General features: G+C 61.4%; 22 protein-coding genes. 10 read left to right on the top strand and 12 right to left on the bottom strand.

The window, feature by feature from the left end; translation table 11 throughout:
• Positions 1 to 126: 126 nt before the first annotated feature.
• Positions 127 to 615, bottom strand: a complete 489-nt coding sequence (locus tag V8G57_RS25440; protein WP_342831788.1) for a GFA family protein — start codon at positions 613 to 615, stop codon at positions 127 to 129.
• Between the two features lie 268 nt (positions 616 to 883).
• On the opposite strand from V8G57_RS25440, the gene V8G57_RS25435 reads away from it, so the two are divergent.
• The 4 genes from V8G57_RS25435 to V8G57_RS25420 all read left to right on the top strand — a co-directional run bounded on the left by V8G57_RS25435 (position 884) and on the right by V8G57_RS25420 (position 5,811).
• Positions 884 to 1,195 carry a hypothetical protein gene (locus tag V8G57_RS25435; protein ID WP_342831787.1) on the top strand — a complete coding sequence of 104 codons (312 nt, stop codon included), beginning with the start codon at positions 884 to 886 and terminating at the stop codon, positions 1,193 to 1,195.
• Between the two features lie 256 nt (positions 1,196 to 1,451).
• Positions 1,452 to 1,748: a hypothetical protein gene (locus V8G57_RS25430; RefSeq protein ID WP_342831786.1), complete on the top strand. Its 297-nt coding sequence runs from the start codon at positions 1,452 to 1,454 to the stop codon at positions 1,746 to 1,748.
• 173 nt (positions 1,749 to 1,921) lie between these two features.
• Complete coding sequence (locus V8G57_RS25425) at positions 1,922 to 3,559, top strand: VRR-NUC domain-containing protein (protein ID WP_342831785.1); 1,638 nt, start codon at positions 1,922 to 1,924, stop codon at positions 3,557 to 3,559.
• Positions 3,538 to 5,811 carry a helicase C-terminal domain-containing protein gene (locus V8G57_RS25420; protein WP_342831784.1) on the top strand — a complete coding sequence of 758 codons (2,274 nt, stop codon included), beginning with the start codon at positions 3,538 to 3,540 and terminating at the stop codon, positions 5,809 to 5,811. The genes V8G57_RS25425 and V8G57_RS25420 overlap by 22 nt, the downstream gene beginning before the upstream one ends.
• Positions 5,812 to 5,832: 21 nt before the next feature.
• Here the strand turns inward: V8G57_RS25420 and V8G57_RS25415 are convergent, their stop codons facing one another.
• The 7 genes from V8G57_RS25415 to V8G57_RS25385 form a co-directional block, all read right to left on the bottom strand.
• Complete coding sequence (locus V8G57_RS25415; protein ID WP_342831783.1) at positions 5,833 to 7,656, bottom strand: phospholipase D-like domain-containing protein; 1,824 nt, start codon at positions 7,654 to 7,656, stop codon at positions 5,833 to 5,835.
• A gap of 193 nt (positions 7,657 to 7,849) precedes the next feature.
• Positions 7,850 to 8,644 carry a phosphate/phosphite/phosphonate ABC transporter substrate-binding protein gene (locus V8G57_RS25410; protein ID WP_342831782.1) on the bottom strand — a complete coding sequence of 265 codons (795 nt, stop codon included), beginning with the start codon at positions 8,642 to 8,644 and terminating at the stop codon, positions 7,850 to 7,852.
• Positions 8,641 to 9,405 (bottom strand): ABC transporter permease, encoded by a 765-nt coding sequence (locus tag V8G57_RS25405; RefSeq protein WP_342831781.1) that lies wholly within the window; start codon positions 9,403 to 9,405, stop codon positions 8,641 to 8,643. Before V8G57_RS25405 ends, V8G57_RS25410 begins: the two co-directional genes overlap by 4 nt.
• Entirely contained in the window at positions 9,402 to 10,334 is a 933-nt protein-coding gene (locus V8G57_RS25400) for an ABC transporter ATP-binding protein (RefSeq protein WP_342831779.1), read from the bottom strand. The genes V8G57_RS25405 and V8G57_RS25400 overlap by 4 nt, the downstream gene beginning before the upstream one ends.
• Positions 10,327 to 11,532: an ABC transporter permease gene (locus tag V8G57_RS25395; protein ID WP_342831778.1), complete on the bottom strand. Its 1,206-nt coding sequence runs from the start codon at positions 11,530 to 11,532 to the stop codon at positions 10,327 to 10,329. Before V8G57_RS25395 ends, V8G57_RS25400 begins: the two co-directional genes overlap by 8 nt.
• On the bottom strand, positions 11,529 to 12,446 hold the full coding sequence (gene osmF / locus V8G57_RS25390) for a glycine betaine ABC transporter substrate-binding protein OsmF (protein ID WP_342831777.1): 918 nt from the start codon (positions 12,444 to 12,446) through the stop codon (positions 11,529 to 11,531). Before osmF ends, V8G57_RS25395 begins: the two co-directional genes overlap by 4 nt.
• 31 nt (positions 12,447 to 12,477) lie before the next feature.
• A complete protein-coding gene (locus V8G57_RS25385; protein WP_342831776.1) occupies positions 12,478 to 13,449 on the bottom strand; it encodes a fatty acid desaturase in 972 nt (323 codons plus the stop codon).
• Between the two features lie 288 nt (positions 13,450 to 13,737).
• On the opposite strand from V8G57_RS25385, the gene V8G57_RS25380 reads away from it, so the two are divergent.
• Positions 13,738 to 14,709: an oxidoreductase gene (locus V8G57_RS25380; protein WP_342831789.1), complete on the top strand. Its 972-nt coding sequence runs from the start codon at positions 13,738 to 13,740 to the stop codon at positions 14,707 to 14,709.
• Between the two features lie 9 nt (positions 14,710 to 14,718).
• Here the strand turns inward: V8G57_RS25380 and V8G57_RS25375 are convergent, their stop codons facing one another.
• The 3 genes from V8G57_RS25375 to V8G57_RS25365 all read right to left on the bottom strand — a co-directional run bounded on the left by V8G57_RS25375 (position 14,719) and on the right by V8G57_RS25365 (position 16,431).
• Positions 14,719 to 15,318 carry a DUF2726 domain-containing protein gene (locus V8G57_RS25375; RefSeq protein WP_342831775.1) on the bottom strand — a complete coding sequence of 200 codons (600 nt, stop codon included), beginning with the start codon at positions 15,316 to 15,318 and terminating at the stop codon, positions 14,719 to 14,721.
• An 89-nt stretch (positions 15,319 to 15,407) separates the two neighbouring features.
• Entirely contained in the window at positions 15,408 to 15,791 is a 384-nt protein-coding gene (pcaC, locus tag V8G57_RS25370; RefSeq protein ID WP_342831774.1) for a 4-carboxymuconolactone decarboxylase, read from the bottom strand.
• Between the two features lie 79 nt (positions 15,792 to 15,870).
• Entirely contained in the window at positions 15,871 to 16,431 is a 561-nt protein-coding gene (locus tag V8G57_RS25365; protein WP_342831773.1) for a cupin domain-containing protein, read from the bottom strand.
• 135 nt (positions 16,432 to 16,566) lie between these two features.
• On the opposite strand from V8G57_RS25365, the gene V8G57_RS25360 reads away from it, so the two are divergent.
• From V8G57_RS25360 to V8G57_RS25345, 4 genes are all read left to right on the top strand, one after another.
• Positions 16,567 to 17,001: a YeeE/YedE family protein gene (locus V8G57_RS25360; RefSeq protein WP_342831771.1), complete on the top strand. Its 435-nt coding sequence runs from the start codon at positions 16,567 to 16,569 to the stop codon at positions 16,999 to 17,001.
• Positions 17,002 to 17,011: 10 nt separating this feature from the next.
• Positions 17,012 to 17,437, top strand: a complete 426-nt coding sequence (locus tag V8G57_RS25355; RefSeq protein ID WP_342831769.1) for a DUF6691 family protein — start codon at positions 17,012 to 17,014, stop codon at positions 17,435 to 17,437.
• 289 nt (positions 17,438 to 17,726) lie between these two features.
• Positions 17,727 to 20,195 (top strand): pilus assembly protein TadG-related protein, encoded by a 2,469-nt coding sequence (locus tag V8G57_RS25350; RefSeq protein WP_342831767.1) that lies wholly within the window; start codon positions 17,727 to 17,729, stop codon positions 20,193 to 20,195.
• Between the two features lie 20 nt (positions 20,196 to 20,215).
• The gene (locus V8G57_RS25345; protein ID WP_342831765.1) at positions 20,216 to 21,367 is read left to right on the top strand and encodes a hypothetical protein; all 1,152 of its coding nucleotides are present in this window, start codon (positions 20,216 to 20,218) and stop codon (positions 21,365 to 21,367) included.
• A gap of 195 nt (positions 21,368 to 21,562) precedes the next feature.
• Here V8G57_RS25345 and V8G57_RS25340 read toward each other — a convergent pair whose 3' ends face one another.
• Complete coding sequence (locus V8G57_RS25340) at positions 21,563 to 23,737, bottom strand: eCIS core domain-containing protein (RefSeq protein ID WP_342831763.1); 2,175 nt, start codon at positions 23,735 to 23,737, stop codon at positions 21,563 to 21,565.
• A gap of 316 nt (positions 23,738 to 24,053) precedes the next feature.
• Here V8G57_RS25340 and V8G57_RS25335 point away from each other — a divergent pair.
• The coding region (locus V8G57_RS25335; protein WP_342831761.1) for a hypothetical protein at positions 24,054 to 25,887 on the top strand (1,834 nt) is incomplete at its 3' end.

The raw sequence follows: 25,887 nt of genomic DNA, 5'->3' as shown, positions 1-25,887 counted from the left end.
CGCCGGCTTGCGTGGCTGGGCTGCGAATGGCGGAGTGCGCTGGAATTTCTAGGGTAACGAATCGTGGGTATTCTGCGGGTACGGAGTGCGCCTTACTGCGTTTACACAGAGTGTTTTACAGGCTCGTCATTTCAGCAGCTCCAGCCGCTGATGCCATTCAAATAAAGACTCACGCGGAAATTGCTTGAACTGCTTGTCCTTGCGGCCAGCCTTGACTTCCACCCACGGCGCCTTGTAGGCCAGAAGCAGGTGGGTGTATTCAGGCGGCGTTGGCAGCGGCGTATCGATGGCGGATGCGAACGGATGGACCAGTTCCGGCCATTCCGGGCTGTAGAGCCATAGCGCGCTGCCGCAACGCCGGCAGAAATGGCGTTGCGCGGTGCTGGTATGGACGCGCGATTCGCCGTGCCGCTTGAGTTTTGCGTGATAGACGTTGACGTCGTCCCGGCCTTGCACTTTCAGGGTGCTGGCGTCGCCGCCGATGTTGACGGCATACCCGCCGCCGCCCTGGGTCTTGCGGCAAATCGAACAATAGCAGCGCTGGTAAGGGTAGGGCGTGTCGCTTTCCAGGCTGAAGCGGACTGCGCCGCAATGGCAGGATCCCTTGAGCTTCATGGTTCTCTCCTCGTTGTCGCTGCCGCCAGTATCGCCGATCCCGGCATCCAGGATGTGTTAAGCACCGAACATACAGGGCAGCTGTTGAAGCGCATCATGCTTCCTTTTTTCATCCCCCTCATCGCAGATCTCGCCGCCCGAGCGGCTGCTGGCGCCGGCCTCGCCGGCCGGACAGTAGCCTGGACTCGAGCGCGTGAACGTCGATGGCGGTATAGTTAAACGAACTTAAGTTAACCCGACTCAAGGCTGACGGATCAAGGAAATTGTCATGGCGCTGGACCGTACTTACATGATTGAAACAACGAATGCGTTGTTTACGCTAGTCATCACCGAAGCCGGCGATGGCGGCTCTTATAAGGCGACGTATGTCGGGACCCGGCAAAAAGTCGAGCTGCCCTGGGTGGATAATCCCGGGCTGGGGCAGAAAGACCTTGACGGCGAAGCGACAGACGTCGATTTTGACGCGCTCATCGCGACTTGCCACCGCCAGATCGCGGAACGCGGGGGCGAGATACTCGGCATCCAGGATATTTCCGTCATCGACGAACGCCCCCGCAGAGACTGGGGAGCCAGCCGTTGACAATCCGGCCGCCGTCCGAAAACAGTATTACCTTCCATCAGCAATGATTATTTGACAGCAGCCGGCGCCGGCAAGCCCGGCCTTGTCCGCAAAAAAACTTGCGAAATCGCTCCTGATGGAGAATTATTTAAGCTCCGATCCGTCTCACTCCCAATGACACTGTCAAGGCCTGGCGCAGCAGAACCGGGCCGGTCGGCGCACGCCGCCGTTTTGCGAGGGTAGTTCATTCATCGCCTGGATAGACAAGGAGATTTTCATGCGGCCCGTCAGTACCTACATCATTGAAACCGACAATGCGCTTTTCACGCTGGTGGTCACGGAAACGGATGAAGGCGGTCCATACAGCGCCTCGTATATCGGGACCAGCCCGAAATTTGAACAGACCGAGATCGACGATGACGATGGCGGCCCGGCACAGGAGGACCTGGAGGGTGAAATGGAGGACGCGGATTTCGATGCGCTGCTGGCAGCCTGCCACCGGGAGATCGTCGAGCGCGGCGGCGAGATCGTCAGCATCGAAGATATATCTGACGACGATGATGAGGAACGCTAGCATTTCACGCGGGAACATCGGGTTTTTGCGACGGAGCGCGGCTTCCCCCTGGCCGAAAGCGGAAATCCTTCAGGGTTGATATATACTGCAGCATAACTGTATATCCATACAGTCAACCATCTTCAATTTTGCCTGGCGCTCTTCGCAATGCGCAGAGCTGCGGCGGCCGCAACATGATCAGAGTGCTGGAAAACCGTTTTTATTATCTCGACAATTTCCTTGCCATGGTGGCATCGGTGCGCGCCCGCTATCGGCATCTGCTGGATGGCGAGGAACAGGCTTTCGTCGACGGTTTCGAAGCATTGCCGCTGGCCTCGCGCGCACTGCTGGTGCGGATGGTGATGCGCAAGGGCGAGCTGTTTCGCCTGGGCCGGCTGCGCTACGACGAAATCGGCTGCCCGCGCAGCGCCGCAGTGCCCCTGGTCGCCGCCGGCTGGCTGGACGGAGAGCCGGCCATCGATATCGGACAACTGTGCGGCCTGCTGACGAAGACCGAGCTCGCGGAAATATTTCCGCTGCTGCCGCGCAGCGCGCGCAAGGCAGAGCAGCTGGAAATCCTGCGCGGCGAGCATGGCGACGCGGTGCGCACGCTGGCCGGCTGGGGTATCGACGACCAGCTGTTGCAGCTGCGCATTGCGCCGCTGTGCGACCGGCTGCGGCTGATGTTCTTCGGCAACCTGCACCAGGACTGGTCGGAATTCGTGCTGTCGGAACTGGGGATTTTCCGGTACGAACAGGTCGATTTGTCGCTTGCGCAAGGTTTCAGCAGCAGGCAAGACATCGACGATTACCTGCACCTGCACGCCTGCCGCGAACGGTTCCGCAACGGCGCAGCGCCGGCAGCCGTACTGGCTGACGTTCCCGAGGTGCCTTATCCGAACGACTGGCTGGAACAGCGCCGCAGCAAGCTGCTGTTCCAGGTCGCCCAGCACTACGAACGCAGCGCAGAACTGCCGGCCGCGCTACGGCTTTATGCTGAATGTGCTTGGCCGGGGGCGCGCCTGCGTGCGATCCGGGTGCTGGAACGCTGCGGCCAGCCCGATGCGGCTTTCGCACTGGCGCAGCAGGCCGAGCGGCAGCCGGAAAGCGAAGCTGAAAAACAGCAGCTGCTGCGCGTCATGCCGCGTTTGCGGCGGCAGCTGGGCCACGGCAAGATGCCGCAGGCCGCTGCCGCGGCTATCGTCCGCCAGGATATGGCGTTGCCGCGGGCCGAGCCCGGCATCCCGGTCGAAACCGTGCTTGCCAGCCATCTGTCGCGCCCCGATGCGCCCGTCGTCTACGTCGAAAACACGCTGATCAATTCACTGTTCGGCCTGCTGTTCTGGGATGCCATCTTTGCACCGCTGCCGGGCGCGTTCTTCCATCCGTTCCAGAGCGGCCCCGCGGACCTGCACAGCGCCGATTTCCAGCAACGCCGTGCTGCGCTGTTCGAGGCCGGTTTCGCCCAGTTCGGCAGCGGCGGCTATAAGCAGGCCATCTGGCGCAATTTCCGCGCCAAGGCCGGCATCCAGTCGCCGTTCGTGTTCTGGGAGTCCATCGACGAAGCGCTGCTGGCAATGGCGCTGGATTGCCTGCCACCGCTGCACCTGCGCAAATGTTTCGAGCGCATCCTGCAGGATATCAAGACCAACCGTTCCGGCTTGCCGGACCTGATCCAGTTCTGGCCGGCGGAAAAACGCTACCAGATGATCGAAGTCAAAGGCCCGGGCGACCGCCTGCAGGACAACCAGGTCCGCTGGCTGCACTATTTTGCCGAACACGGCATCCCGGTCGCCGTCTGTTACGTGCAATGGGCAGGGGAGTGCGCGTGAACCAGGCCGCATACGTAATCGCCGTCCGCGCCCTATGCGAGTTCACGGCCAAGCAGGGCGACCTTGACCTGCGCTTCACGCCGGCGCCGACTGCGCTGGAAGGCATCGCGGGCCACGCCATGGTGGCGTCACGCCGCGATGCCGCTTATGAAAAGGAAGTCAGCCTGAGCGGCCGCTACGGGCCGCTGCTGGTGCGCGGCCGCGCCGACGGCTACGATCCGGCCTTGAACCGGCTGGAAGAAATCAAGACCTTCCGCGGCAGCCTGGAGCGCATGCCGGACAACCACCGCCACCTGCACTGGGCGCAGGTGCGGATTTATGGCCACTTGCTGTGCCAGGCGCGCAACCTGCCCGGACTGCAGCTGGCGCTGGTGTACTACGACATCGGCAAACAGCAGGAAACCCTGCTGACCGAACATGCGACTGCCGCTTGCCTGCAACAGTTTTTCGAAGAGCAGTGCAGCCGCTTCCTGGCCTGGGCCGAACAGGAGATGGCGCATCGCGCCGCACGCGACGCCCAACTCACCGCCTTGCGCTTTCCGCACGCCGATTTCCGTCCCGGCCAGCGGATCCTGGCGGAAGCAGTGTATAAGGGCGCCAGCAGCGGCCGTTGCCTGCTGGCGCAGGCGCCGACCGGCATCGGCAAGACGATCGGCAGCCTGTTCCCTTTGCTCAAGGCGACTCCTGGCCAGGCGTTGGACAAAATATTTTTTCTTTCAGCCAAGACGCCAGGGCGCGCGCTGGCGCTGGAAGCGACGGCGCGCATCAAGCAAAGCGCGGCGGGATTGCCGTTGCGCGTACTGGAGCTGGTCGCGCGCGACAAGGCGTGCGAACATCCCGACAAAGCCTGCCATGGCGACTCCTGTCCGTTGGCGCAAGGGTTTTACGACCGCCTGCCGCAGGCGCGCAGCGCTGCCATCGTCAGCGGTGCGATGGACAAGGAGGGCTTGCGCCAGGTCGCCGCCGCACATCGCGTCTGTCCCTATTACCTGAGCCAGGAGCTGGTGCGCTGGTCGGACGTGATCGTCGGCGACTACAACTATTATTTCGACCTGAGCGCCATGCTGTACGGCCTGGCTAGCGCCAACCAGTGGCGGGTCGGCGTGCTGGTCGACGAAGCGCACAACATGATCGAGCGGGCGCGCAAGATGTATTCCGCCGAGATGGAACAAGCCGGCTTCAAAGCCGTGCGGCAAGCGGCGCCGCCGGCGCTCAAGCGCGCGCTGGACCGCGTCAACCGTCAATGGAATGCGCTGTACAAGGAGCAGGAAGCTGAATACCAGCGCTACGAAGACCTGCCGGACGGCTTCATCCAGGCGCTGCAGCAGGCCGTGGCCGATATCACCGACTACATGGTCGATCATCCGGCCGCCCTCGACAGCGACCTGCAGCGCTTCTATTTCGACGCCATGCACTTCACCCGCATCGCCGAGCTGTTCGATAGCCACTCGCTGTTCGACATCACCCGGCGCGGCGCCCATGGCGCGACGCTGTGCCTGCGCAATATCGTGCCGGCAAGCTTCCTGGCGCCGCGCTTTGCCGCTGCGCATTCGGCCACGCTGTTTTCCGCCACGCTCAACCCTTGGCATTTTTACAGCAAGATACTGGGCATGCCCGACAACACCGCCTGGCTCGACGTGCCGTCGCCGTTTACCGCCGACCAGCTGTCAGTGCAGCTGGTCGCCGGGATTTCGACCCGTTTCCAGCATCGCGAGCGGTCGCTGGCGCCGATCGTGGACCTGGTCGCCAGGCAATACCGGGAGCAGCCGGGCAACTACCTGACGTTTTTCAGCAGCTACGACTACCTGGAGAAAGTCGCCGCCATGTTCGCTGCGCGCTATCCCGATATCCCTTTGTGGCAGCAGGCGCGCCGCATGGATGAGCGGGAAAGGGAGCAGTTCCTGGCGCGGTTTACCGATACCTCGCAAGGCGTCGGTTTCGCGGTGCTCGGCGGCGCGTTTGCGGAGGGCATCGATTTGCCCGGCGCACGCCTGATCGGCGCGTTCATCGCGACCCTGGGGCTGCCGCAGGTCAATCCGGTCAATGAACAGATCATGTTGCAGATGGAGCGCACTTTCGGCCAGGGCTACGACTGCACCTACCTGTATCCCGGGTTGCAGAAAGTGGTGCAGGCCGCGGGCAGGGTGATCCGCACCGAGCGGGACCGCGGCGTGGTGTACCTGATCGACGACCGTTTTGCGCGGCAGAAAGTCAGGCAGCTGCTGCCCGCATGGTGGCAGCTCGGCAGCTGAGCTGCCGAGCTGGCGCAGGCATCAGGCAAACAGCAGGCGGTCGGTGCAATGGGAATCGTTGGGATCGAAATAGGGGCGGGCCCAGCTGTCGCTGGTGGACAGGAACCAGCCGACGGCAAGCGCGGCCTGCTGTTTCGAGGCCGGCACCGGTTCATTGGCCGCCGCCGGCGCGACGGCCGCCATCCGGTTCAGGAACTGGAAATGATCGACCAATCCCACCGCTTCGATGGCGAACACCGTTGCGACGTCGCCGTCATGGATCGCCAGCAGGTTGTCGCCGTTGGCCTGTTCCCCGCCAAGGGCAAGATTGGATGAGCCGCAGTACACAACCGGGCTGTCGCCGCTGAAACCGCATACGACGAATTTATGATGGATCTGGTGGCCGATGCCGCTGATCGAGCGTACTTGGTCAAACGGCGGCGGCAGTATCGATTTGCCCGGCTTGCCGGTCACCAGCACGCCGGTTTTCTTGCCCGGCGCATACAGGGAAATACCGGTGTTGCTATCCGAAATGCCATAGCTGAAGACATTGCTGTCGGCGTGCAAATCCTTCAGCGCGGCATAGACCGGGCTGGTGCCGTTGTCGATCTCCATGACGGCAAACAGTACGCTGCCGTTCTTGGCGGGCTTGGTTTGTTCCTGCTGGATGCGGGCGGCGATGTCGCCAAGGTTCTTGGCGACGAATTCTGCCGTATGGGGCGCGAAGGTGATATCGGCGCGCGGCGAAATACCTTCGGGAATCGAGAACGTTGTGGAGGAAAACGGCGATTGCAGGTAGGCGCCGAGCTTGACGCCGCCTTGCCATACGGTCTCGAACAATTGCCCGTATTCGGTTGCGACGCCGGGATCGTCGAACACCATCACGTGGTTGGAGTTGACGTACAGGCCGGTGACGGAAAAATTGGTCGACCCGGTCAGCACCTTCAGCGCACTGTCCTTGTTGAAGGAAACGAATACCTTGTCATGCGCATAACGCTTGAAATGGCCGCGCAGGATGGCGGCAGGGCTGGCGGCCACGGCCAGGAACTGCGCCTCGAACTCGTCCTCGGGCATCGGTTTGGCTGCGGAGTGATGCAGGGCTGCGTTGTCGAGGATGATGCGGACCCGGCCCTGCTTGCCCAGTTCCAGCAGGATCTTGCACAGGTCAGGCTCGTTCAGGTCGTAGGCAAACACATCGAGGTATTGCGCCGGATCTTGCAGCACTTCATTCAGGAACTCAAAAATCCGCTCCCTTGCCGTCAGCCCTAGCCATGCGTATTCGTCGGCAAAGGTGTACTGCTCGCCGGCGGCATTGGCGCCCGATACCTGCGTCGTATCGAACAGCAGTTCCTTGGTGTTGGGCCGGATCAGCGCGTTGACGCCGAAATGGTGGGCAAACGCCTGCGACTGCGTGTAGCCGCGGGTAAACCCGAGCTTGAACTTGTCTTTTGCAAACGGCCCGACATAAACGCTGACCGACACGCCCAGCGTCTCGTCAAGGGCGGTCATCGACTGCTTGTCGTCAAAATAGCGGGGGATCACCGTATAGGTGTATTCGCCGAAAAACGGCGTGAGCCCTTGGTGGACCGAGCCCGGCACATGCAGCCAGCGGAATTTGTGTATCGGCGCATTCACCGTTGAATTCGGCGGCTCGGTCGGGTCCTGGGCATGCGCCGCCGGGGTTTCAAACTGCAGCGTGTTATAGAGGTAGTAGGGCGGCAGGCCCTTGGGCTGGCAGCGGATCGTGAAACCCGCCAGGTTGGCGGCGCCGTCAGGCTGGAGCAGGCTGAACGCCAGCAAGGTCTTGCAGTCGCCGACATGGGCGGTCACCGACAGCAACTGGGATTGATCTTTGACAGACGCCATGGCGATCCTCCGAATTCAGTTAGACATGTTCTGGTTCTCGAAGCACGAACGAAGAAATTTCGCCTGGCACATGAATTCAGTGCAGGAAGTCCAACCCGATTCAGGAGGAGTTGCAAAATACTAACGAAGAAATATGACTGGATGATGACCGCCTTGCGCCGGCCCGGAAAGAGTACTGCGTGCCGGCAAGGCGCTACCAGTCAGCCAGGCCGCCGGCGAGGTTCTGTTCCGCCTTCAATGCGCAGATGCGGTAATCCTGCTCGTCCAGCACGGAAAAACCGCTGATGCGCATGGCGCGGCGAGCGTGTTCAAGCCCAGGAGCCTCGATGCTGGCGGCCAGGGCTCGGCGCAGGGCAGCCAGGGTGGCAGGCGGTGTGGTAGATGCGGTGATGAGCGGCAGGCCCGGCATCGGCGTGGTGAACCCGATGGCGGCGAGCCGGGAAAAAACCTCCGGTTCCTGGCGGCTCAAAAAATAGGCGCTGACACAATCGAGCGCGGCAATATCGGCCTTGCCGCCGGCGACCAGCCGCGCCGACTGCCGGTGGGCGCCGCTGAACAGCACTTCCGAAAAAAACCTGCCGTCGCTGGCAAACCGCGCAACCGCGCTGCGCAGCGCGTGATAGCCGGATTGCGAATGGCGCTCGTTGCAGGCGGCAACCGCGCCGTGGAACGCCGGCAAGGGCTTGGCAGCATCCTCTTTGCGCACCCACAAGCTGCTGCTGTAGTTGGCCTGCTCGCAGCCGGGCACGTCGAAATGAAAGGCGCCGACTACCTGGACTTGGCCATGCAGCAGCGTGGATACCGGATAACCGCAGGCCTGGCTTAGCAGCAGGCCGGGCTCTTGCCAGTGCTGCAGCAAATCCTGCGGCTGCTCAAGCTGGTGCGGCACATCGGCTATGCCTTCGCGCTGCATGCAATCGAACAGCCCGTGCCAGAACTGGTCCAGGCTGGCGGCCGGAAACGGGTACATCGGCAATGCACATCTCATGCACTGCCTCCGCCGCGCAATGCAGGGCCTGCCCGCGGCGCCCAGCGCTGTCCCAACAGGTCGAACAGCTGGTCGGCCACGATGGCCAGCAAGGCCACCAGCAGCGCGCCCTGGATCACATAGGCGGTGTTGAAGCCGCTCAGGCCGACGATGATCGGCAGCCCCAGCGTCTTGGCGCCGACGGTGGAGGCGATCGCCGCCGTGCCGATATTGATCACCACCGAGGTGCGCACACCGGCCAGTATCACCGGCGCCGCCAGCGGCAGCTCCACCCGGTACAGGATCTGCCAGCGGTTCATGCCGATGCCGCGCGCAATTTCCAGGATCGCCGGCGAGATTGAAGACAATCCGGTCATCGCGCCTTGCGCTACCGGCAGCACGCCGTACATGACCAGCGCAATCAGGGCCGGCGTTTCGCCGAAACCGATCAGCGGCACCGCCACCGCCAGCACCGCCACCGGGGGAAACGACTGGCTGATCGCCAGCACCGTTTCAAGCGAAGAACGGAACGGCCGTCCCGCCGGCCGGGTGACCAGCAGGCCGGCCGCCACGCCGCCCAGCACCGCGATGGCGCCCGACAGCAGCACGATGCTCAGGTGCGCCAGCACCAGCGTGGTGAATGCGTCTTGCAGGTACATGGGGCGCGCCAGCTGCGGGAAGGCGCTGGCGAACAGCGGCGCCGTCAACGGCATGCCAAAGGTGAAGCCCAGCAGCAAAAGGCTGCTGGCAGCGAGCCAGCGATAGCGGTAGAGCCGCTTCATCGCGCCGCCTCCAGCAAATCGGAGAAATGCAGCACGCCGGCAGCCTGGCCGCGCTCGTCGACCACCGGCAGACTATGCGCCTTGCGCGTGATGAAAGCGGACAAGGCTTCGCGCAGGGTGCTGCTGCTGGAAATCGGCTCACCGGGTATCGCCGCTTCGTTGCGGACCCGGCCGGCGATCTTGTCCAGTCCGAGCAGGCGGATGCCGACATCGCTCTGGCCGACAAATCCGCGCACGAATTCATTTTCCGGCGACAGCAGGAATTCGCGCGGCGTACCTTGCTGCACGATGCGTCCGTGATCCATCAGCACGATGCGTTCGCCCAGCGCCAGCGCTTCGTCGATGTCATGCGTCACCAGCACGATGGTCTTGCCGGACAGCTTGTGGATATTGGCCAGTTCCTGCTGCAGGCTGGCGCGGGTGACCGGATCCAGCGCACCGAAAGGTTCGTCCATCAGCAGCACGTCGGGATCGGCCGCCAGCGCGCGCGCGACGCCTACCCGTTGCTGCTGGCCGCCAGACAGCTGGTCGGGATAACGGCGGCGGAATTTTTCAGGAGGCAGGTGCAACAGCGCCAGCAGTTCGCTGACGCGCTCATGGATCCTGGCTTTTGGCCATTTCAGCAGGACCGGCACGGCGCTGATGTTCTGCTCCACCGTCCAGTGCGGAAACAGGCCGACTGACTGGATCGCATAGCCGATGCGGCGCCGCAATTGTTCCGGCGAGTGCTCGACGATCCGCTTGCCGTTGAGCCTGATGCTGCCGCTGTCAGGTTCCAGCAAGCGGTTCAGCAGCTTCAGCATGGTCGACTTGCCGGAGCCGGAAGTGCCGATCAGGACCACGAACTCGCCGTCCTTGATCGTCAGGGACAGCTCGCTGACCGCTTGCCAGCCGTTGAACGATTTGCTGACTTCGCTGATTTCAATCATGGTTTTGCCTCCGCAAGAGAACGACCGCTACCTTGAACAGCGTATCGACGCCGATGGCCAGCAGGATCACCGGGATCACGCCCAGCAGCACCAGGTCCAGCGCGCTGCTCGACATGCCCTGGAACATGAGGACGCCGAAACCGCCGGCGCCGATCAAGGCCGCCACCACCGCCAGCCCGACCGCCTGCACGGTGGTGACGCGGACGCTGGTCAGGAACACCGGCAGCGCCAGCGGCAATTCGACGTGGAAGAATATCTGCCAGGGCGACATACCAATGCCGCTAGCTGCTTCGCGGACGTCGGCCGGCACCTGTTCCAGTCCTGCCAGGGTGCCGTGGGCCATCGGCAGCAGCGAATACAGGCTCAGCGCCAGCAATGCCGGCGGCAGGCCGACGCCGCCGATCCCGGACTGCGGGAACAGGCTGCCCAGCAACGCCAGCGGACCGATCAGCAAACCGAACAGTGCAATCGAGGGGATCGTCTGGATCACGTTCAGCACCGGGAACAGCAGCTTGCGCGCCCGCCGGCTGCGGAAGGATAGGGCGCCCAGCAACGCGCCGACCAGCACCGCGGGCAATACCGAAAACACGACCAGCTGCAGATGGCGCAGCAGCGCCAGGTTAAAGGCATCCTGGTGATTCTGGTATTCCTTCAGCAGCGACAGGCTATCCAGGTATCCCGAAACGATCAGCGCCACGATCGGCGCCAAGGCTGCCAGTATCACCGCAACCCGCGCCGGCAAAGCCAGGGCTAGGCCGCGCAGCGCCTCCGCCAGTTGCAGCCAGGCGGTCAGCAGCAACAGCCAGAACGCGCCGCCGAACGAGATGCGCGCCAGCGAATCGGCGTCGCCGCTGCGCAGCTGGGCTTCGTGTCCGGCCAAGGCCAGCAGGTCGCCGCTCAACCCTGCCGCCGCGAGGAGCAGGACAATGCAGCTGAAACGGGACGGCCGCAGCCAGGGCGCCGCCAGCAGCGGCAGGGCCGGCAGCGCCAGCAGCCAGTAACGCGCGGCCAGCTGGCTCAGCAGGATGCCTTGGCCGCTGAGCAGCCGATTGGGCGCATAGGTCAGCAAGGGCAGGTTGGTAGCGGCGACGATCGCGACGATCACCAGCAGCAGGTGCACCGGATTGTGCAGCTTGCGGGCTTGCAGCGCGTTGTTGCCCACGCGCCATGGCTGGTCGGCCAGACGCGCCATGGTCATTTGATAAAACCTTTGCTGCGCAGGTAATCGCCGGCGACCTTGCGGCCGTCGCGTCCTTCGATGGCGATGCCGGCGTTGAGTTTTTGCAGCGTCGGGCTATCCAGCGACAGGAACACAGGTTTCAGCAGGTCGGCAATCCTGGGGTACTTCGCCAGCGTTTCGCTGCGGACCACTGCTGTCGGCGCGTAGACCGGCTGCACCGACTTGATATCCTCCAGCGCCACCAGCCCCAGCGCCGCCAGCGAGCCGTCGGTGCCGTACACCATCGCCGCGTTGACGCCGGAAGTCTGCTCGGCGGCAGCCTTGATCGTTGCCGCCGTATCGCCGCCGGCCAGGGTCAGCAGCTGGTCTTGTTTCAATTTGAATCCGTAGGTGTTTTCAAAGGCGGGCAAGGCATCCGGGCGCTCGATGAATTCAGCCGACGCCGCCAGCTTGAAATGCCCGCCCTGGCCGATCCAGCGGCCCAGGTCGGCCAGGGTTTTGAGCTTGTTGGCCTGCGCCACCTCCTTGCGCACTGCGATCAGCCAGGTATTGTTGGCGGGAGACGGCGTCAGCCACGTCAGCTTGTTTTTATCGAGATCGAGTTTCTTCACCAGCTGGTAGCCGCTCTCGGCGTTTTTCCAGGCCGGGTTCTTTTCATCGGAAAAGAAGAACGCACCGTTGCCGGTGTATTCGGGATAGATGTCGACGTCACCCGAGATCAGGGCGCCGCGCACCACCTTGGTGGTTCCCAGCTGCAGGCGGTTGACAGTCTTGATGCCGTTGGCCTCCAGCACCAGCTGGATCAGGTTGCCCAGCAGCGCGCCTTCGGTATCGATCTTGGAACTGACCCGGACCGGTTCGGCAGCCTGGGCATAAGGAGAAAAGAGGGCGGCAGCCAAGGCAGCGGCCAGCAGGCGGGTGTACAGACTCATGTCGACTCCGTTAGAAGATAGCGATGCCGGTTCAGGCAAATGGATGGATATCGGCAATCACCGGTGTGCTGCGATGGCGCCACAGCAGCGGCAGGTAGCCGTGCTCGACAAAACCGTCGCTGCGTTCCTGGTAGGTCTCGCGCTGGGCCAGATAGGCTTGTCGTAGATGGAACCATGGCAGTCCGGGATGCAAGTGATGTACAAGATGGTAATTCAAATTCAGGAACAGCAGGCGCCAGGGCCATGCAGCCTCGTTGATCACCGAGCGTCCATGTGCGGCTTCGACCGCCCGATGTTCGTAGAAAGAACGCACCATGGTCAGGCTCAGGGCCGGATAAGCGACGGCAAACAGGTAGAACCAGGGGGATATGCCGGCGCGATGCAGGAAAAGCAGCAGCATTGCCAGCAGCGACAGGTGCCAGGCCCAGGTAACAATGGTTTTGCGGTCGCGCTGCCGCCATGCGGCATGGACCGTCTGCGACCACACCAGCGCCGGCCCGGCCAGCAAGCGGCCGCCGGATGTATTGCGGAAGCGGCGCAAGGACCGTCCCAGCCGGCCGCCGCCCTTAAGCGCTGCATAGTAGGTTTCCGGGTCGGCGCCCGGCAGCGTCAGGTCCTTTTCATCGCGATGATGGGCAAGATGGCTGTCGCGGTATAGCGCGTAGGGATACCACACCGCCAGCGGCAACTGGCCGAACAGGGCGTTGAAGCGGGCGTGGCGGGTCGGATGGCCGTGTATCAGCTCGTGCTGCAGCGACATGTACCAGGCGCTCAGTCCGATCAGCAAGGGCGTGCCGAGCCATGGACCCAGTTCACGCCAATGCAGCACGGTCGCCAGCCAGCCGCCGTAGATCACGGCAATCAGTCCCCAGGTAGGCAATTCCAGGCGGAATCGCCATGCTGCGGCCGGCGGCGTCTTTTCATCGTCCCGGGCAGCGGTGGCGGCCGGCGGGACGGCTTGGCCGAGGAAATGGAATGCAGGGTCGTAAGGTAAAAAGTACATGCGCGGCTCTCTTTCCATTAGCCGCGAATATATAGTAGATATATGCCAAGAAAGAACGAATCATTCTGAACAACTATATATGGAATAAATATATGCTTTAGGCGCCGGGGTTCGACGCCTTGCCGGACGCGCAGACAGTGCGTCCCTGCCGCTCGGCAAAGAGGTCATTGAGAATTGGATGATCGGGCAAGATTTGTGGATTCTTCTGTATGGATTAATCATCCCGCGAGCGATAAGCTGAAGTTCCGGTGCTTGCATGCACCAAATTTCATTGCGCAGGAGCCGTTGATGACGAGCAGGCAATTCCCCATCCATTCCGGTTTCGGCGCGCAGGCGACGGCCCGCGAAGTCCTCGACGGCGTCGACTTGCATGGAAAGATAGCCATTGTCACCGGCGGCTATTCCGGGCTAGGACTGGAGACTACCCGCGTGCTGGCCGGCGCCGGCGCCACCGTCATCGTGCCGGCGCGCACGCCGGGCAAGGCACGGAATGCACTCGCCGGTATCCCGCGCACAGAACTGGCGGCGCTGGACCTGCTCAATCCAGCGTCGATTACTGCTTTTGCTCAAGGTTTTATCGAAAGCGGCCGGCCGTTGCACATGCTGGTTAACAGCGCCGGAATCATGGCGCCTCCGCTGGTGCGCGACGCGCGCGGCTACGAATCTCAATTTTCTGCTAACCACCTTGGACATTTCCAGCTGGCTTCGCATTTATTGCCGGCGCTGCGCAAGGCAAATGGTGCCCGCGTCGTCTCAGTATCGTCGCGCGGACATCAATTCGGCAGCGTTGATTTCGACGACCCGCATTTTGTGCTGCGAGAATATGACAGGTGGAAGGCTTATGGCCAGTCGAAAACCGCTAATGCCTTATTTGCGCTGGAACTCGATGCGCGGGGCGCAGAGCATGGCATACGCGCGTTTTCCGCGCATCCCGGCCGCATCATGGACACCGGCCTGGTGCGCCATCTCAGCTTCGAGGATCTACGTGCGTCGGGTGCGATAGATGAACATGGAAAAGTGATCAGCAATATCCATTCCAAGTCCATAGAGCAAGGCGCTGCCACCTTGGTCTGGTGCGCAGCGAGCGCGCAATTGGACAGCATGGGCGGCGTGTATTGCGAAGACGCCGACATCGCAGAAGCGGTTGCCGCCGATTTCGCCGGCGGTTTTGGCGTCAAGCCCTGGGCCGCCGATCCGGAGTATGCCGAGCGTCTGTGGCTGCTGAGCGAAGAGTTGACTGGAATCCCATTCAGGGTTTGAATCCGCCGTTCAGGCGCCGGCGGCGTTGCTGTCACGGGGAATTTTCTCCAGTTTTCGCGCCATGCTGAATAGCTGCTGCTCAAGGATTTTGATCTTTTTTTCCTGTGTGCTTTCGAGTGTGGATTTTTCCGTGGCGGCGAGTGGAACAGCTGGAAATATTTTTCTGATTTCTTCGATCGAGGGCAGGGGAACGGCTGGCCAGCGGATCAGTTTTATGCCTGCGGCTTCCATGGCGCTGTTTTTTGCCGCATCACGTTTTTGTGCTGCCGCGGTGGCGTGAGATTTATCATCGATTTCAATGCCCGCAAGGACATCCAAGGATCCATTGCAGATGACGAAATCCAGGCTTTTCGCACTGATGGTGTTGAATGCGCCCCCTTTTTTTGCATTGATGCAGCTTGAAAGGGCAACTTGAGCCAGAACGACATAGCCGGGAAGGGCATCGATCAGTTTCCAGTACATTTCTCGTTCGTTTGGCGTCAGCAACACCTTGCTTTTGTATTCGTAGCCAATCTTTGCGTCTGTCGCTTTGTTTTTTTTACTCGCCACAGCGGCAATGACAGCCAAGACGATTAAACCGAGAATGATTAAACCGAATGCCTTTAGCATTTATTTTCCCTTGATAGAGTTTTTGCAACTTTATCAGCTTTGGCGAAAAGGCAGCAGATTTCGTATTCAACTTTCGGCTTGCATGTTCGCTAGAGGCCAGCCGACGCCATGTCAGCCAAAACTTCCTGCGCAGCGCGGAAAGCATCCACCGCCAGCGGTACGCCGCAGTACACGGTGGCGTGCAGCAGCACTTCCTGTATTTCTTCCATGGTCGCGCCGTTGTTGCGGGCGCCGCGCACGTGGCCTTTCAATTCCTGGGCGCGGCCCAGCGCCGTCAGCATCGCCAGCGTCAGCAGGCTGCGGGTTTTCAGGTCGAGGCCGTCGCGGCGCCAGACCGTGCCCCAGGCGTTGCGGGTGATGTATTCCTGCAGCGGGCGCGTAAAATCGTCGGCGCCGGCGAAAGCCTTGGCCACGAATTCCTCGCCCATTACCTGCTTGCGTATTTCCAGGCCGTCTTCGAATTGCTTGTCCATGCCGTTTGTCCTTTATGCGGAAAATTGGTTTTGCCTTCCTTGGACGAGCTTACATCATGCCAGTCCAGGATTTCCGCATTCAAGGCCGCGTGAGCCTGATGATCACATCTCTATGCTGCGGGAACAGCTTAAGCAATTCTTCCCGCGTCGGCGTCACCATGTCCGCCATCTCCCATCCGGGCGCGACCGCCTCGCTGACCAGGCCGTACTGGCCCTTGGTCAGCTCCGCCGCTTTCCAGGTCCCGCCCTTGACGGCCAGCTGCAATTGCTGGCCATGCCGGATATCCGGCCCGACCACTACCGCCTCGTAGCGGCCGTCAGGGTAGATCAGGTGGTAGGTGATGGGCGCACCCATGTGGTAATACTCTATGCCGTTGGAGCTTTTGGTATGGAAATGGTCTACCGGCGTGTCGTCCGTCAGCATGTAGTAGATCGTGGTCAGCGTGCTGCGCGGGCCGCGCGCGGTGCTGATCTTGTCTCGCTGGTCGGCTTTGAAGGTTTGCCGGAAATAGCCGCCTTCGAAATGATGTTCCAGCTGCAGCAGCTTGATGACCTCGTTCTTGTCCGGGATGGCTGGACTGTCGGCCCGGCAGGCGCCGGTCAGCAGCAGGCCGCTGCAGAAGATAGCGAAAAATTTCATGGACCGCCTTTTTGAAAGGGATGTTGCGGAATCGGGCGCGGCATCAACCGTGCGAAAATAGGCAAGCTTCATCAACGGCTTGGCAAAATAACGTAGCAAGAACCGGGCCAAACATTCATCCTCAAGGGAAATATGATGTCTATCGACTGGAGCGCGTTTACCCCATGGCCAGCCTTGCTTGGCGGTCTGCTGATCGGCCTGGCCGCGGCCATGTTCGTATTGCTGAACGGCCGCATTGCAGGCATCAGCGGCATTCTGGGCGGGCTGTTGCGGCCGGCGCGCGGAGATATCGGCTGGCGCACCGCTTTCCTGCTGGGGCTGATCGGTTCGCCGCTGGCGTACGGCTTGTTTGCAGCACTGCCTGCCGTGCGGATTGACGCCGGCTACGGCGCCTTGACGATAGCGGGGCTGCTGGTCGGCGTCGGCACCCGTTACGGCTCCGGCTGCACCAGCGGCCACGGGGTCTGCGGCCTGTCGCGCCTGTCGCCGCGTTCGCTGGCAGCCACCGCCGTCTTCATGGGGTGCGGGTTCGTCACCGTATATGCGATACGCCACCTGTTTGCCGTTTAAGGAAAAAACCATGCTTATCATCACATCGCTGCTTGCCGGCCTGGTGTTCGGACTGGGACTGATCGTTTCCGGCATGGCGAATCCGGCCAAGGTGCTTGGCTTCCTCGATCTCGGCGGCGCGTGGGACCCGTCGCTGGCGTTTGTGATGGCTGGCGCCATCGCGCTGGGACTGGCGGCGTTTTCTTTTGCAAAAAAACGCACCACGTCTTTGCTCGGCGCCGAGATGAAGCTGCCGGCCACGCGCCAGATAGACCGCCGCCTCGTGATCGGCAGCGCCTTGTTTGGGGTGGGGTGGGGGATTTCGGGCTTCTGCCCGGGACCAGTCCTGGTAGACCTTGGCATGGGCGAGATGAAAGCGCTGGTGTTTGTTGCGGCGATGCTGGTCGGCATGGGCGTGTTCGAGATTGCCGAAAGACGCTTGCGCGCGGCCAGATAAGCGCATTGCATGCGGCATGACCCCGACTGCTGTTCTGCAGTCTTTTAAGTTTCCTTAAGCGATTCACCCTGGGTTGACTGGAACGCGCGCACCTGTGCGTTCGCAAACCGGCGCGCAGGCTGGTTCTCGCCAGCGTCATTATCCGGTAACAAAGTGCAGTTACCATCCGGAAAGATTTTTAACGCGTCTTACCAGGAACGGTGGATCCATCGTTCATTCGCGCAAATTTAAATTCCATCCGGAGTGTCGACATGATGCTGATATCCAGCGTGTCCTGCGCAGGCGACTCTTGCCCAGCTTATTTGTCCAGCGCGCTTGCCACGGCGCCGGCGTCGAGGCCATTTTGATGAAACACGACATGGCCAGGCGCTTTCATTCCGGCCGCCGCCGCCGCTTGCCGCAGCGCGCCAGCCACACATACAGCCGCGGCGCGGTACTGCCGATCGGGATCTTTTTCCTGGCGGTGCTGTGCGTCGGCATATTTTCCGTCTACAACCTGTCGCAGGTGACGAGCGACAAGCGGCGCCTGGTCAACGCCGCGGATGCGATTGCCTACAGCACCGCCAATATCGCGGCGGAGGGCCTCAACTACACGGCCTACACCAACCGCGCCATGATCGCGAACTACCAGGCGGTGGGCCAGATGACGGCGATGTGGTCGAACATGACCATGTCGGACCAGTACTGGAAAAACAATACCAAGGTGATGAAGGCCACTGCTGCGCTGACCAAGTTCATTCCCTATATCGGCGCCGGCATGTCGGGCATCCTTAACGCCGTCTCCACGTTCGGCAAGTACTGGGAAAAAATCGTCGACGGCGTGCGCGTCACCAGCCAGGTGCTGGCCAATGCCGGCACCGCCACCACCTCGCTCACCAACTACGCGATTTTCGCCTCGCAGCAGGTGCACCTGGCCACCACCACCTCGGCCATGATCGCGATGCAAAAGGAACTGCTGACGGCCAATGCGCCGCGCGCCGAGTTTGTGCCGCAGACCATCATGTACCAGGTCGCCAAGAGTGTGGTGGACTTCGGCAGCATGATCAAGCTGCACCAGCCGCCGCGCAAGTTCATGGGTAGCACCGAGATGAAGACCAAGCTGCCGGACAGCACCGGCACCGCCGATTTCAACCTGGTGCACCGGGTGATGATGCAGGACATGATCAAGCTCACCAGCGCCATGGGTGGCCGCCGCCTGTTTCCTAACGCGGTCGGCCTGTGGGCGGTGGACGGCTGCAACCTGAGCGGCATCAACGGCATCCTGACAGGGCTCTCGGCCAACGGCCTGGAACAGATCGTGCCGGCGCTGCAAGGCAACGTTGCGGCGGACGTCATCGGCCCGGTGATCGAAGCGTTCATGAACACGGTGGGCCTCATCGTCAGCCCGATCATGTGCCTGTACGAGCGCACCGGCGGCACCCGCATGATCCAGATGCAGGACGGCACCTATGCCTGGAGCAATATCGACATCATGGAGATCAATCCGCATCTGTTCAATATCCACATCCCGATGGCCGGCGCGGTGACGATGTCCAAGGTCGGCCGCCAGGGCCTGGACAAGAACCAGGAAGTGCCTGAAGACCTGGCCAAGTTCGTGGACGTGGTGAAAGACACTTCGTCCTGGAAGAAATCGTTCTGGGGCGAGGCTACCGGCATCGACGATTGCCTGTATTTCACGTTGCCCAGCGGCGAGCTCTATGCGCCGCGCATCAGCGGCGCCTGTGGCTCGCTGTCTGCTGGTGCGGCCAAGAAATACTACGAGCGCGGCGTCATGAATATCGCCGGGTCCTCCGGCGAGCGCGCAATGAAGGGCCAGCCGCAGATCGCCACCGCCAGCCAGACGCTCAACAACGCCGCCATGGCGACCCTGGAACCGGTAATCAATGCGGCCGGCGCCGGCGTCAATTCCTCCAATTCATCCCAATCCGCGGTAAATCTCCCGGACGCCAACGCCGGCAACCTGACCGGCGTGCTGGGCGGCGCGCCGGCCGGCATGCCGGCGTCCGGCGCCGCGCTGAATGCGCCGAATCCCGGCAGCGCCGACGCCGAAGTGGCGGTGGCGACAGCGATGGCGCAGCAGGCAGTGAATTTCCAGCAGCTGTCGAGCCTGGGCGGCAATGTCGCCACTTCCATTTCGAACATGCTGGGCAGCGGTTTTTCGCTCGCCACCTCCGCGTTCGACGATCCGCTGGACGCCCCCAGCGGTTTTGTCCAGTTCATCCTCAAGGCCCTGGGCCTGGGCGACTTGATCGACGTCCTTGGCATGCGCACCTCGCGCGGCACCGAAACGCTGTTCCAGAAACCCGGCCTGGGCGGCGTGGTGGCGGCCGACATGGGGTTGCCGGCGGAACGTTTCGGCCTGTGGGAAATGCGCGGCGCCAACATGGGCAACTACCAGCTGGGCGACCGCGCGGCCAGCAACCTGTTTGTGGCCAGCAAGGAAGTGCAAGACAACGCCTTGAAGGACCTGGGGCCGTCGTTCGTGGTGGCGCTGCAGCAGACGGTCGACAAGACGCCGCTGCGGCCGGAAAGCAAATTCAACCTCGGGCGTACCCCCATGAACGATTACGACACCGAACTGAAGCAGGACTACCTGAAGGCGATCGGCAAGGCGCGCGTGTATTACCGGGCGCCGGTGGAGCGCTGGACCACGCGCGGCCAGATCGTCTCGCACGCCAACCTGATGCTGCCGTACTGGAACGCTCGCCTCGAAGGCTTGAACTACCCTGAGAAAGCGCTGTTCTTCATCATTAACTGATACCCAGCCGGAACAATTTCATGCCCATGCCGCTGCCCGCCCGATCCACCGCATCGCCCAGCTTGCGCCGCCAGCGCGGCCAGGCGCTGGTCGAATCCATCATTGTCTGCAGCCTGTTCATGGTGTTCCTGTTCGGCCTGCAATGGGTGTGGCGCTTCGGCGAACTGAGCCAGCTCAATGCCGAGGCCGCGCGTTTCGCGATCTGGGAGCGCACCGCTTACAAGACAGGCGCCGGCGCCGAAACGCAAGCGCTCTACAGCAGCGACGGCAACCTGGGGCCGCAGGTTTTTCGCAACATCTACCTGACGCCGCGCGGCGCGCGCCAGTCGCAGGGCGAGGGCGGCACCGCCTTGATGCAGGACCATCCGGACTGGATGAGCACGGCGGCGCGCTTTTTTACCGGCACGATGAAGGGCGCGACTTTCGGCTCGCTCTCCGGCAATGCCTTGAGCGTCGTCACCAATTCGGACAAGGCGCCCGGCGGTCCGATGGGCTTCGATCCGACCCATAACACCTTGACCCGCCTGAAGCTCGATGACAAACCCTACGAGCGGGTGCAGGTCAACGGCGCCATCGGGCTGGGCGATTTCATCACCGATTTCCTGCAGCAGCGCTTCGGCATCGCGCCTGGGGTCGACAGCGCCGCCGCCGGCGGCGCCAACGTCACTGCGCTGGGCAGCCTGACCATGGTCACCAATTCCTGGTCGGCGCCGGGGGCGGTGGCGATCAAGCGCATGTTCGACGAGCTCAATCCGCTGGCTTCCAGCAACAACGTCGGCATGGTGGTAAATAACGGCAAGTATGGCAACTTGTCGCAGCTGATCGGCGGCGCCTCCGGTTTCGGCAGCAATTACCGGGTCGACAAGGTTGGCATCAACCCGGCGCAAGTGTCGACGCTGGTGTCGCAGGGGATGGGTTTTGACTACAACAGCCTGAAGAACCCGGGCGACCTGATAAAGATATTCAAGCCTACCGATGAATACAAGGAAAGCTTTGTGTTCAAGGCGGCGACCATCGAACCCGAATACGTCGGCATCATCTGCAAGGCAAAAGTGCCGAATTCGATCCGGCTGACGCAATACACCCAGGATGAACTGTGTCCATCCGGCACGGTGCGCGCGCGTACGATTTCCATGTTCGATAATCCGGCATGGAGGTTTGTTGCGCCGTAGGGCAGCATTCTGGAAATGGCGTTAATTTGATGTAAAAATCATTGATATTCAATGTATTACAGATCAATTTTAAGAATTTAGATTAAATATTGAACGCAATCAAAAGACGTTTTTATTCAATCACTTGCGTAAATTACCTAGAATTAAGATGAGATAGCGGCGAGCATTTCCCGCGACTGCGCGCATGCGGGTCAGCTACTGCAGCTGCTGCCGGGTGTTGCGGGTCGAATCATAGTGGGCGTTGCCGTCGTAGACGATGTTGATCTGCTGGTTGCGGGTGATGAAAGTGTTGTTGTGGTTCAGGACCAGCCCGCCGATCGGATCGATGACAAGCGGCCCAGACGGCTGGATGATCTGCACCGGCCGCTGCAGCACGGTAGCCATCAGCTGCGGCGCGAAATCGCCGCCGACGTTGCGCCAGCTGCGGCTGGTGAGGATGTCGTCGACAATGCGGTTGAGCTGGTTGCCGGTGACGAATACCTGGAAATAGGCAGCATTGTCGAGGATCAGTTGCGCCACCCGTTGCCTTAATGTGGCCGGATCGGCGTTGACGCCGTCGAGATAGAGGATCTGGTCAAGCACTGCGGCATAAAAACAATTGCCGTCGCCGGCTACCGTTTGCGCTGCCAGGCCGTCCCTTTGCAGGTAGATATCCAGGTTGCGCTGGTTAAGATCGATGAAACCTTGGTTTGAAAACTGGGAAATCAGGTCATCCAGCAGGTTTCGGGCGTTGACGATGCGATCAAACGCCTCCTGGCTGCCGCCTTCTTTATCCGGATGGTTCTTCAGCAGGAGTTTCAAGCTCTGCTTCTTGACCAGGGCGCCGATGCCAGGCAGCAGTACCTGCTGGTTGATGTTGCTGATGCGCCGCGGAATCTGCAATGTCTCCAGCGCTGCATTGATCTCTTCCAGGGACGCATTGTCTTTCTCGTCGATGCTTGGCGCCAGGTCTTCGTCGTCGTCCTCGGTGTCGCTGTCGTCGCTGTAATAGCCGTCTATGGTCTCCAGCAACTCGTCCACCAGCTTGTCGCCGAGGTATGCCTCCAGTTTTTCAAGATCGTACCTGTCGGCGTCTTTGCTGAAACCGAACAGGGCGCGGCCGGCCACTTGTCCGCCCTGGGGAGCACCGCCTTTTTTTGCCCAGGCCGAAACGAACAAGCCGTTCTTGCGGTTGAAGGCTTGCTGGAAGGTCAGCTGGCCAAGGGCAATGCGCCGCAACAGGGCGCGCGCAAGCTTGTCGGATCCGGGGACGCGAGAGCTGTGCGCTTCGATGAATTGGGTCAATAAAAGAAACAGGGACTTGGCCTGGGCTTCCTGGTCTTTGCCGCTGCTTTGCCCGGATTCGATCGCGCTGAGTATCTCGAAGGCTACTTCCGCGTCGTTGCCCTTAAAGCGGGCAATGACGTCATCGTAATTGCTGGGAATCTGCTTGTCGTCGTACGCCTTGGAATCGAGGTATAGAAAAGGCTGGTTGCCGAATCCTTTGCGATAGTAGCCTTTGGTGTCGCCGATGCCGATTTGCGAATAGGCCGGGTTGATGCCTGGATTGAGCGCGGGGTTATATAAAGTCAAGGCGGTGCTTGCCTCGGGATTACTGGCAATCAGCCTGGCGATGTCCGCATTCTTGTAACCGTAGTTGTCCTTTGCCTGCTTGCGGAAGATGCCTCGCTTGCTCTTCGGAGTGGCTTTTTTGAACCTGTTTCGCAAGCGTGACCTGCGCAGCTTTTGAATAAGGGTTTCTTTTCTCTTTTTTTTCCCAAGCTGGGCCGTGCCGCCGGTGTCATTGCCTAAGGCGCTTGGGATTGGCGTCAGCATCCTGGGAACGTCCTTCGTGGAGACTTGCCTGAATCCAGCCGCTTTGCGGCCCATCACGTCCGCTTCCCGTTCAAGGGCGGTGTCGTCATTGACCGGCGTGCCATCCGCCTCGGTCGTCGGCGCTACCCGGCCTTGCGCCTGCTGCACCAGGTGCCAGGCTTCATGCGGCAGGTGCGATTGCTGTCCCGGCGCCAGGTGGATCTGGCTGCCTTGCGCATAGGCATGCGCCATCAGCTGTGCCGGCCGGGCCGAGTTGTAATGTACCTTGACGTTGTCAAGGTTGAGGCCGGACAGCGATTCGATGCCGGCTTTCAGCTGGTCCGGCAAACCGGTGCGGTTGATTCCCGGGCTGTACGTAGCCGGGCCGGTCATCGGCATCGGCGTAGCTGGCGCGTTGGTCGCGCGCCGCTGCAGAGGGCTGTCGGCATAGTGAAAATCGCCCATCGCGACCAGGCCGTTGCCGCTATCCGGCGCCGCCTCGGCGCGGGCCGGCAATTCCTGGCGCGGCAAAACCTCCGGCGCCAGGGCTGGAGCAAGCGTGCTCATTTCTTTCATGCCTGTCATCGCCTGCTTGCTCCTTGCCTGTCAGGATAGGTCGCGCTTCGTCGTAGCCATCTGCTCCGCTTGCCTTGTTTTTTTTGACACAGCGAAATAAATGATCCCTTGTGGAGAATATATATATAATTTCCGCAGGGCAAATTTTGCCCCTCATTATTCAACGCCGGCCTTCCCCAGGCCGAGTGGATCTTGATTCAACAGGCACGCCACAGGATTTTACGGATCATCTTTTGGCTGCCGCATTGCGGTCTGCAAACCAGGTTTTTTCTTTCCCCTGACAAGGGCTCAAAAATGATGGTTTTTGGAGAAGAAAATGAATCGGAATTTTAGTGGATTAGCGTTAATTCTCAGCGTCGCCTGTTTTACCTCAAGCCTTGCCCTGGGCGCCACCATCACCAGGCAAATACCCAGCAGCGGCACAGTCAAGATTCCCGCCACCACCGTCGGCGTCGACGGTTTGTCCTCGCCTGAAGTCTCGCCGGTATTTTCGAACGCGCCAGATCTTGCCGACGGCCCCACCGCGGCGGGTACGGCGGGGTTGACCGGTAAAAGCGGGACGCAAAGTACCGCCGGCGTGCTGGCGCGGGTGGTGAAGTTCAAGATAAACCGCAGTATCGCCAGAACCCAGGGCAAAGGGCAGTGGACCGAAGCAGTCGGCAGGGACGCGCCAGACCGCCGGGTGCAAGTCAGCTTCGACGGCGAAAACTCGCGCAACCAGCGGCTGGCCAGCAACGGCAACCAGTTTTCCATCGAGCCGCCGGACCAGGGGCTCTGCGCCGGCAACGGTTACGTCATGGAATCGTTGAACGACGTCATGAAAGTTTACAACCGCAAAGGCGCCGCATTGAGCGGCGATATCGCGCTCAATGCGTTTTACGGCTACGCGCCGGCCATCAACCGCCAGGTCACGCCACGTGTCTTTGGGCCCTCGATTACCGACCCGGCCTGTTATTTCGATCCGGATGTAAAACGCTGGTTTCACTTGGTGCTGACCTTGGACACCGATCCTGCCACAGGTGCGCAAACCGGCACGAACCATCTCGACCTTGCGGTCAGCTCGTCCGCCGATCCGCTCGGGAGCTGGACGGTATACAAGATCGCCGTGCAGGATGACGGTACGCAAGGCACGCCCCAGCACCCAAATTGTCCATGCCTGGGCGACTATCCGCATATCGGCGCGGACGCCCACGGCATCTACTTGACGACCAACGAATTCCCGTTTTCCGGCGGCTTCAACAGCGCGCAGATATATGCCATATCGAAAAAAGCGCTGATCAGCGGCAGCGCATCGATACAGGTGGTGCAGCTGGACACGACCGATTATCTGCTTGAAGGCAATCCAGGATTCACGGTATGGCCGGCAGTCTCGCCAGCCGGCGACTTTGAACGGAGCAACCACGGCACCGAATACCTGTTGAGCTCAGTCGCGGTATTTTCCAATTCCGGCAACGACAATCGCCTGCGGGTATGGGCAGTCGGCAATACCAGGTCGCTGAATGACGCGGCTCCTGCGCTGACGCTCCTGCACAATGTAGTCAGCGTCGACAGCTATGGCGTGCCGCCTGCGATTCCGCAGAAAACGGGCAGCGCGCCGCTGCGAGATTGCCTGAACGACCGGAGCATGGTGACGCCGGCCGGCGTCGGCTGCTGGCATTACCTGACCACTGTCTTGCCGGCAGTGCCCGAAACGCTGGCGGACCTGGATCCGAACGATTCGCGCATGCAGCAAGTGTTTTTCACCGGCGACCGCCTGTATGGTGCGCTCGATACCGTCGTCAATGTCGCCGGCCAGGAACAGACCGGGATTGCCTACTATGTGCTGAATCCGGCCGTTTCAGCCAGCCAGGTTGGCGCATCCGTGACCAGGCAGGGGCAGGTGGCGCTTGCCGGCAACAGCGTTACGCGGCCGGCCATAGCGGCGCTGCCTAACGGCAAAGGCGTGATCGGCTTTACCGTGGCCGGCGCGGATCACTACCCGAGCGCCGGTTATATTCACTTCAGCCGCGACAACGGGCACAGGGGTGAAACGGCTAAGATCATTGCCAACGGGCTCGGGCCGGATGACGAATTCGGCGCCTATAACGCCTTCGGCACGCCACGCAGCCGGTGGGGCGATTATGGTGCGGCGGCAGTCGACGGCAACGATA

Origin of the sequence: Collimonas rhizosphaerae, from assembly GCF_038896935.1 — a bacterium.
GTDB lineage: Bacteria > Pseudomonadota > Gammaproteobacteria > Burkholderiales > Burkholderiaceae_D > Collimonas > Collimonas rhizosphaerae.
The sequence above is the reverse complement of the archived record's forward strand: the minus strand, read 5'-3'. Positions and strand labels throughout refer to the sequence as shown.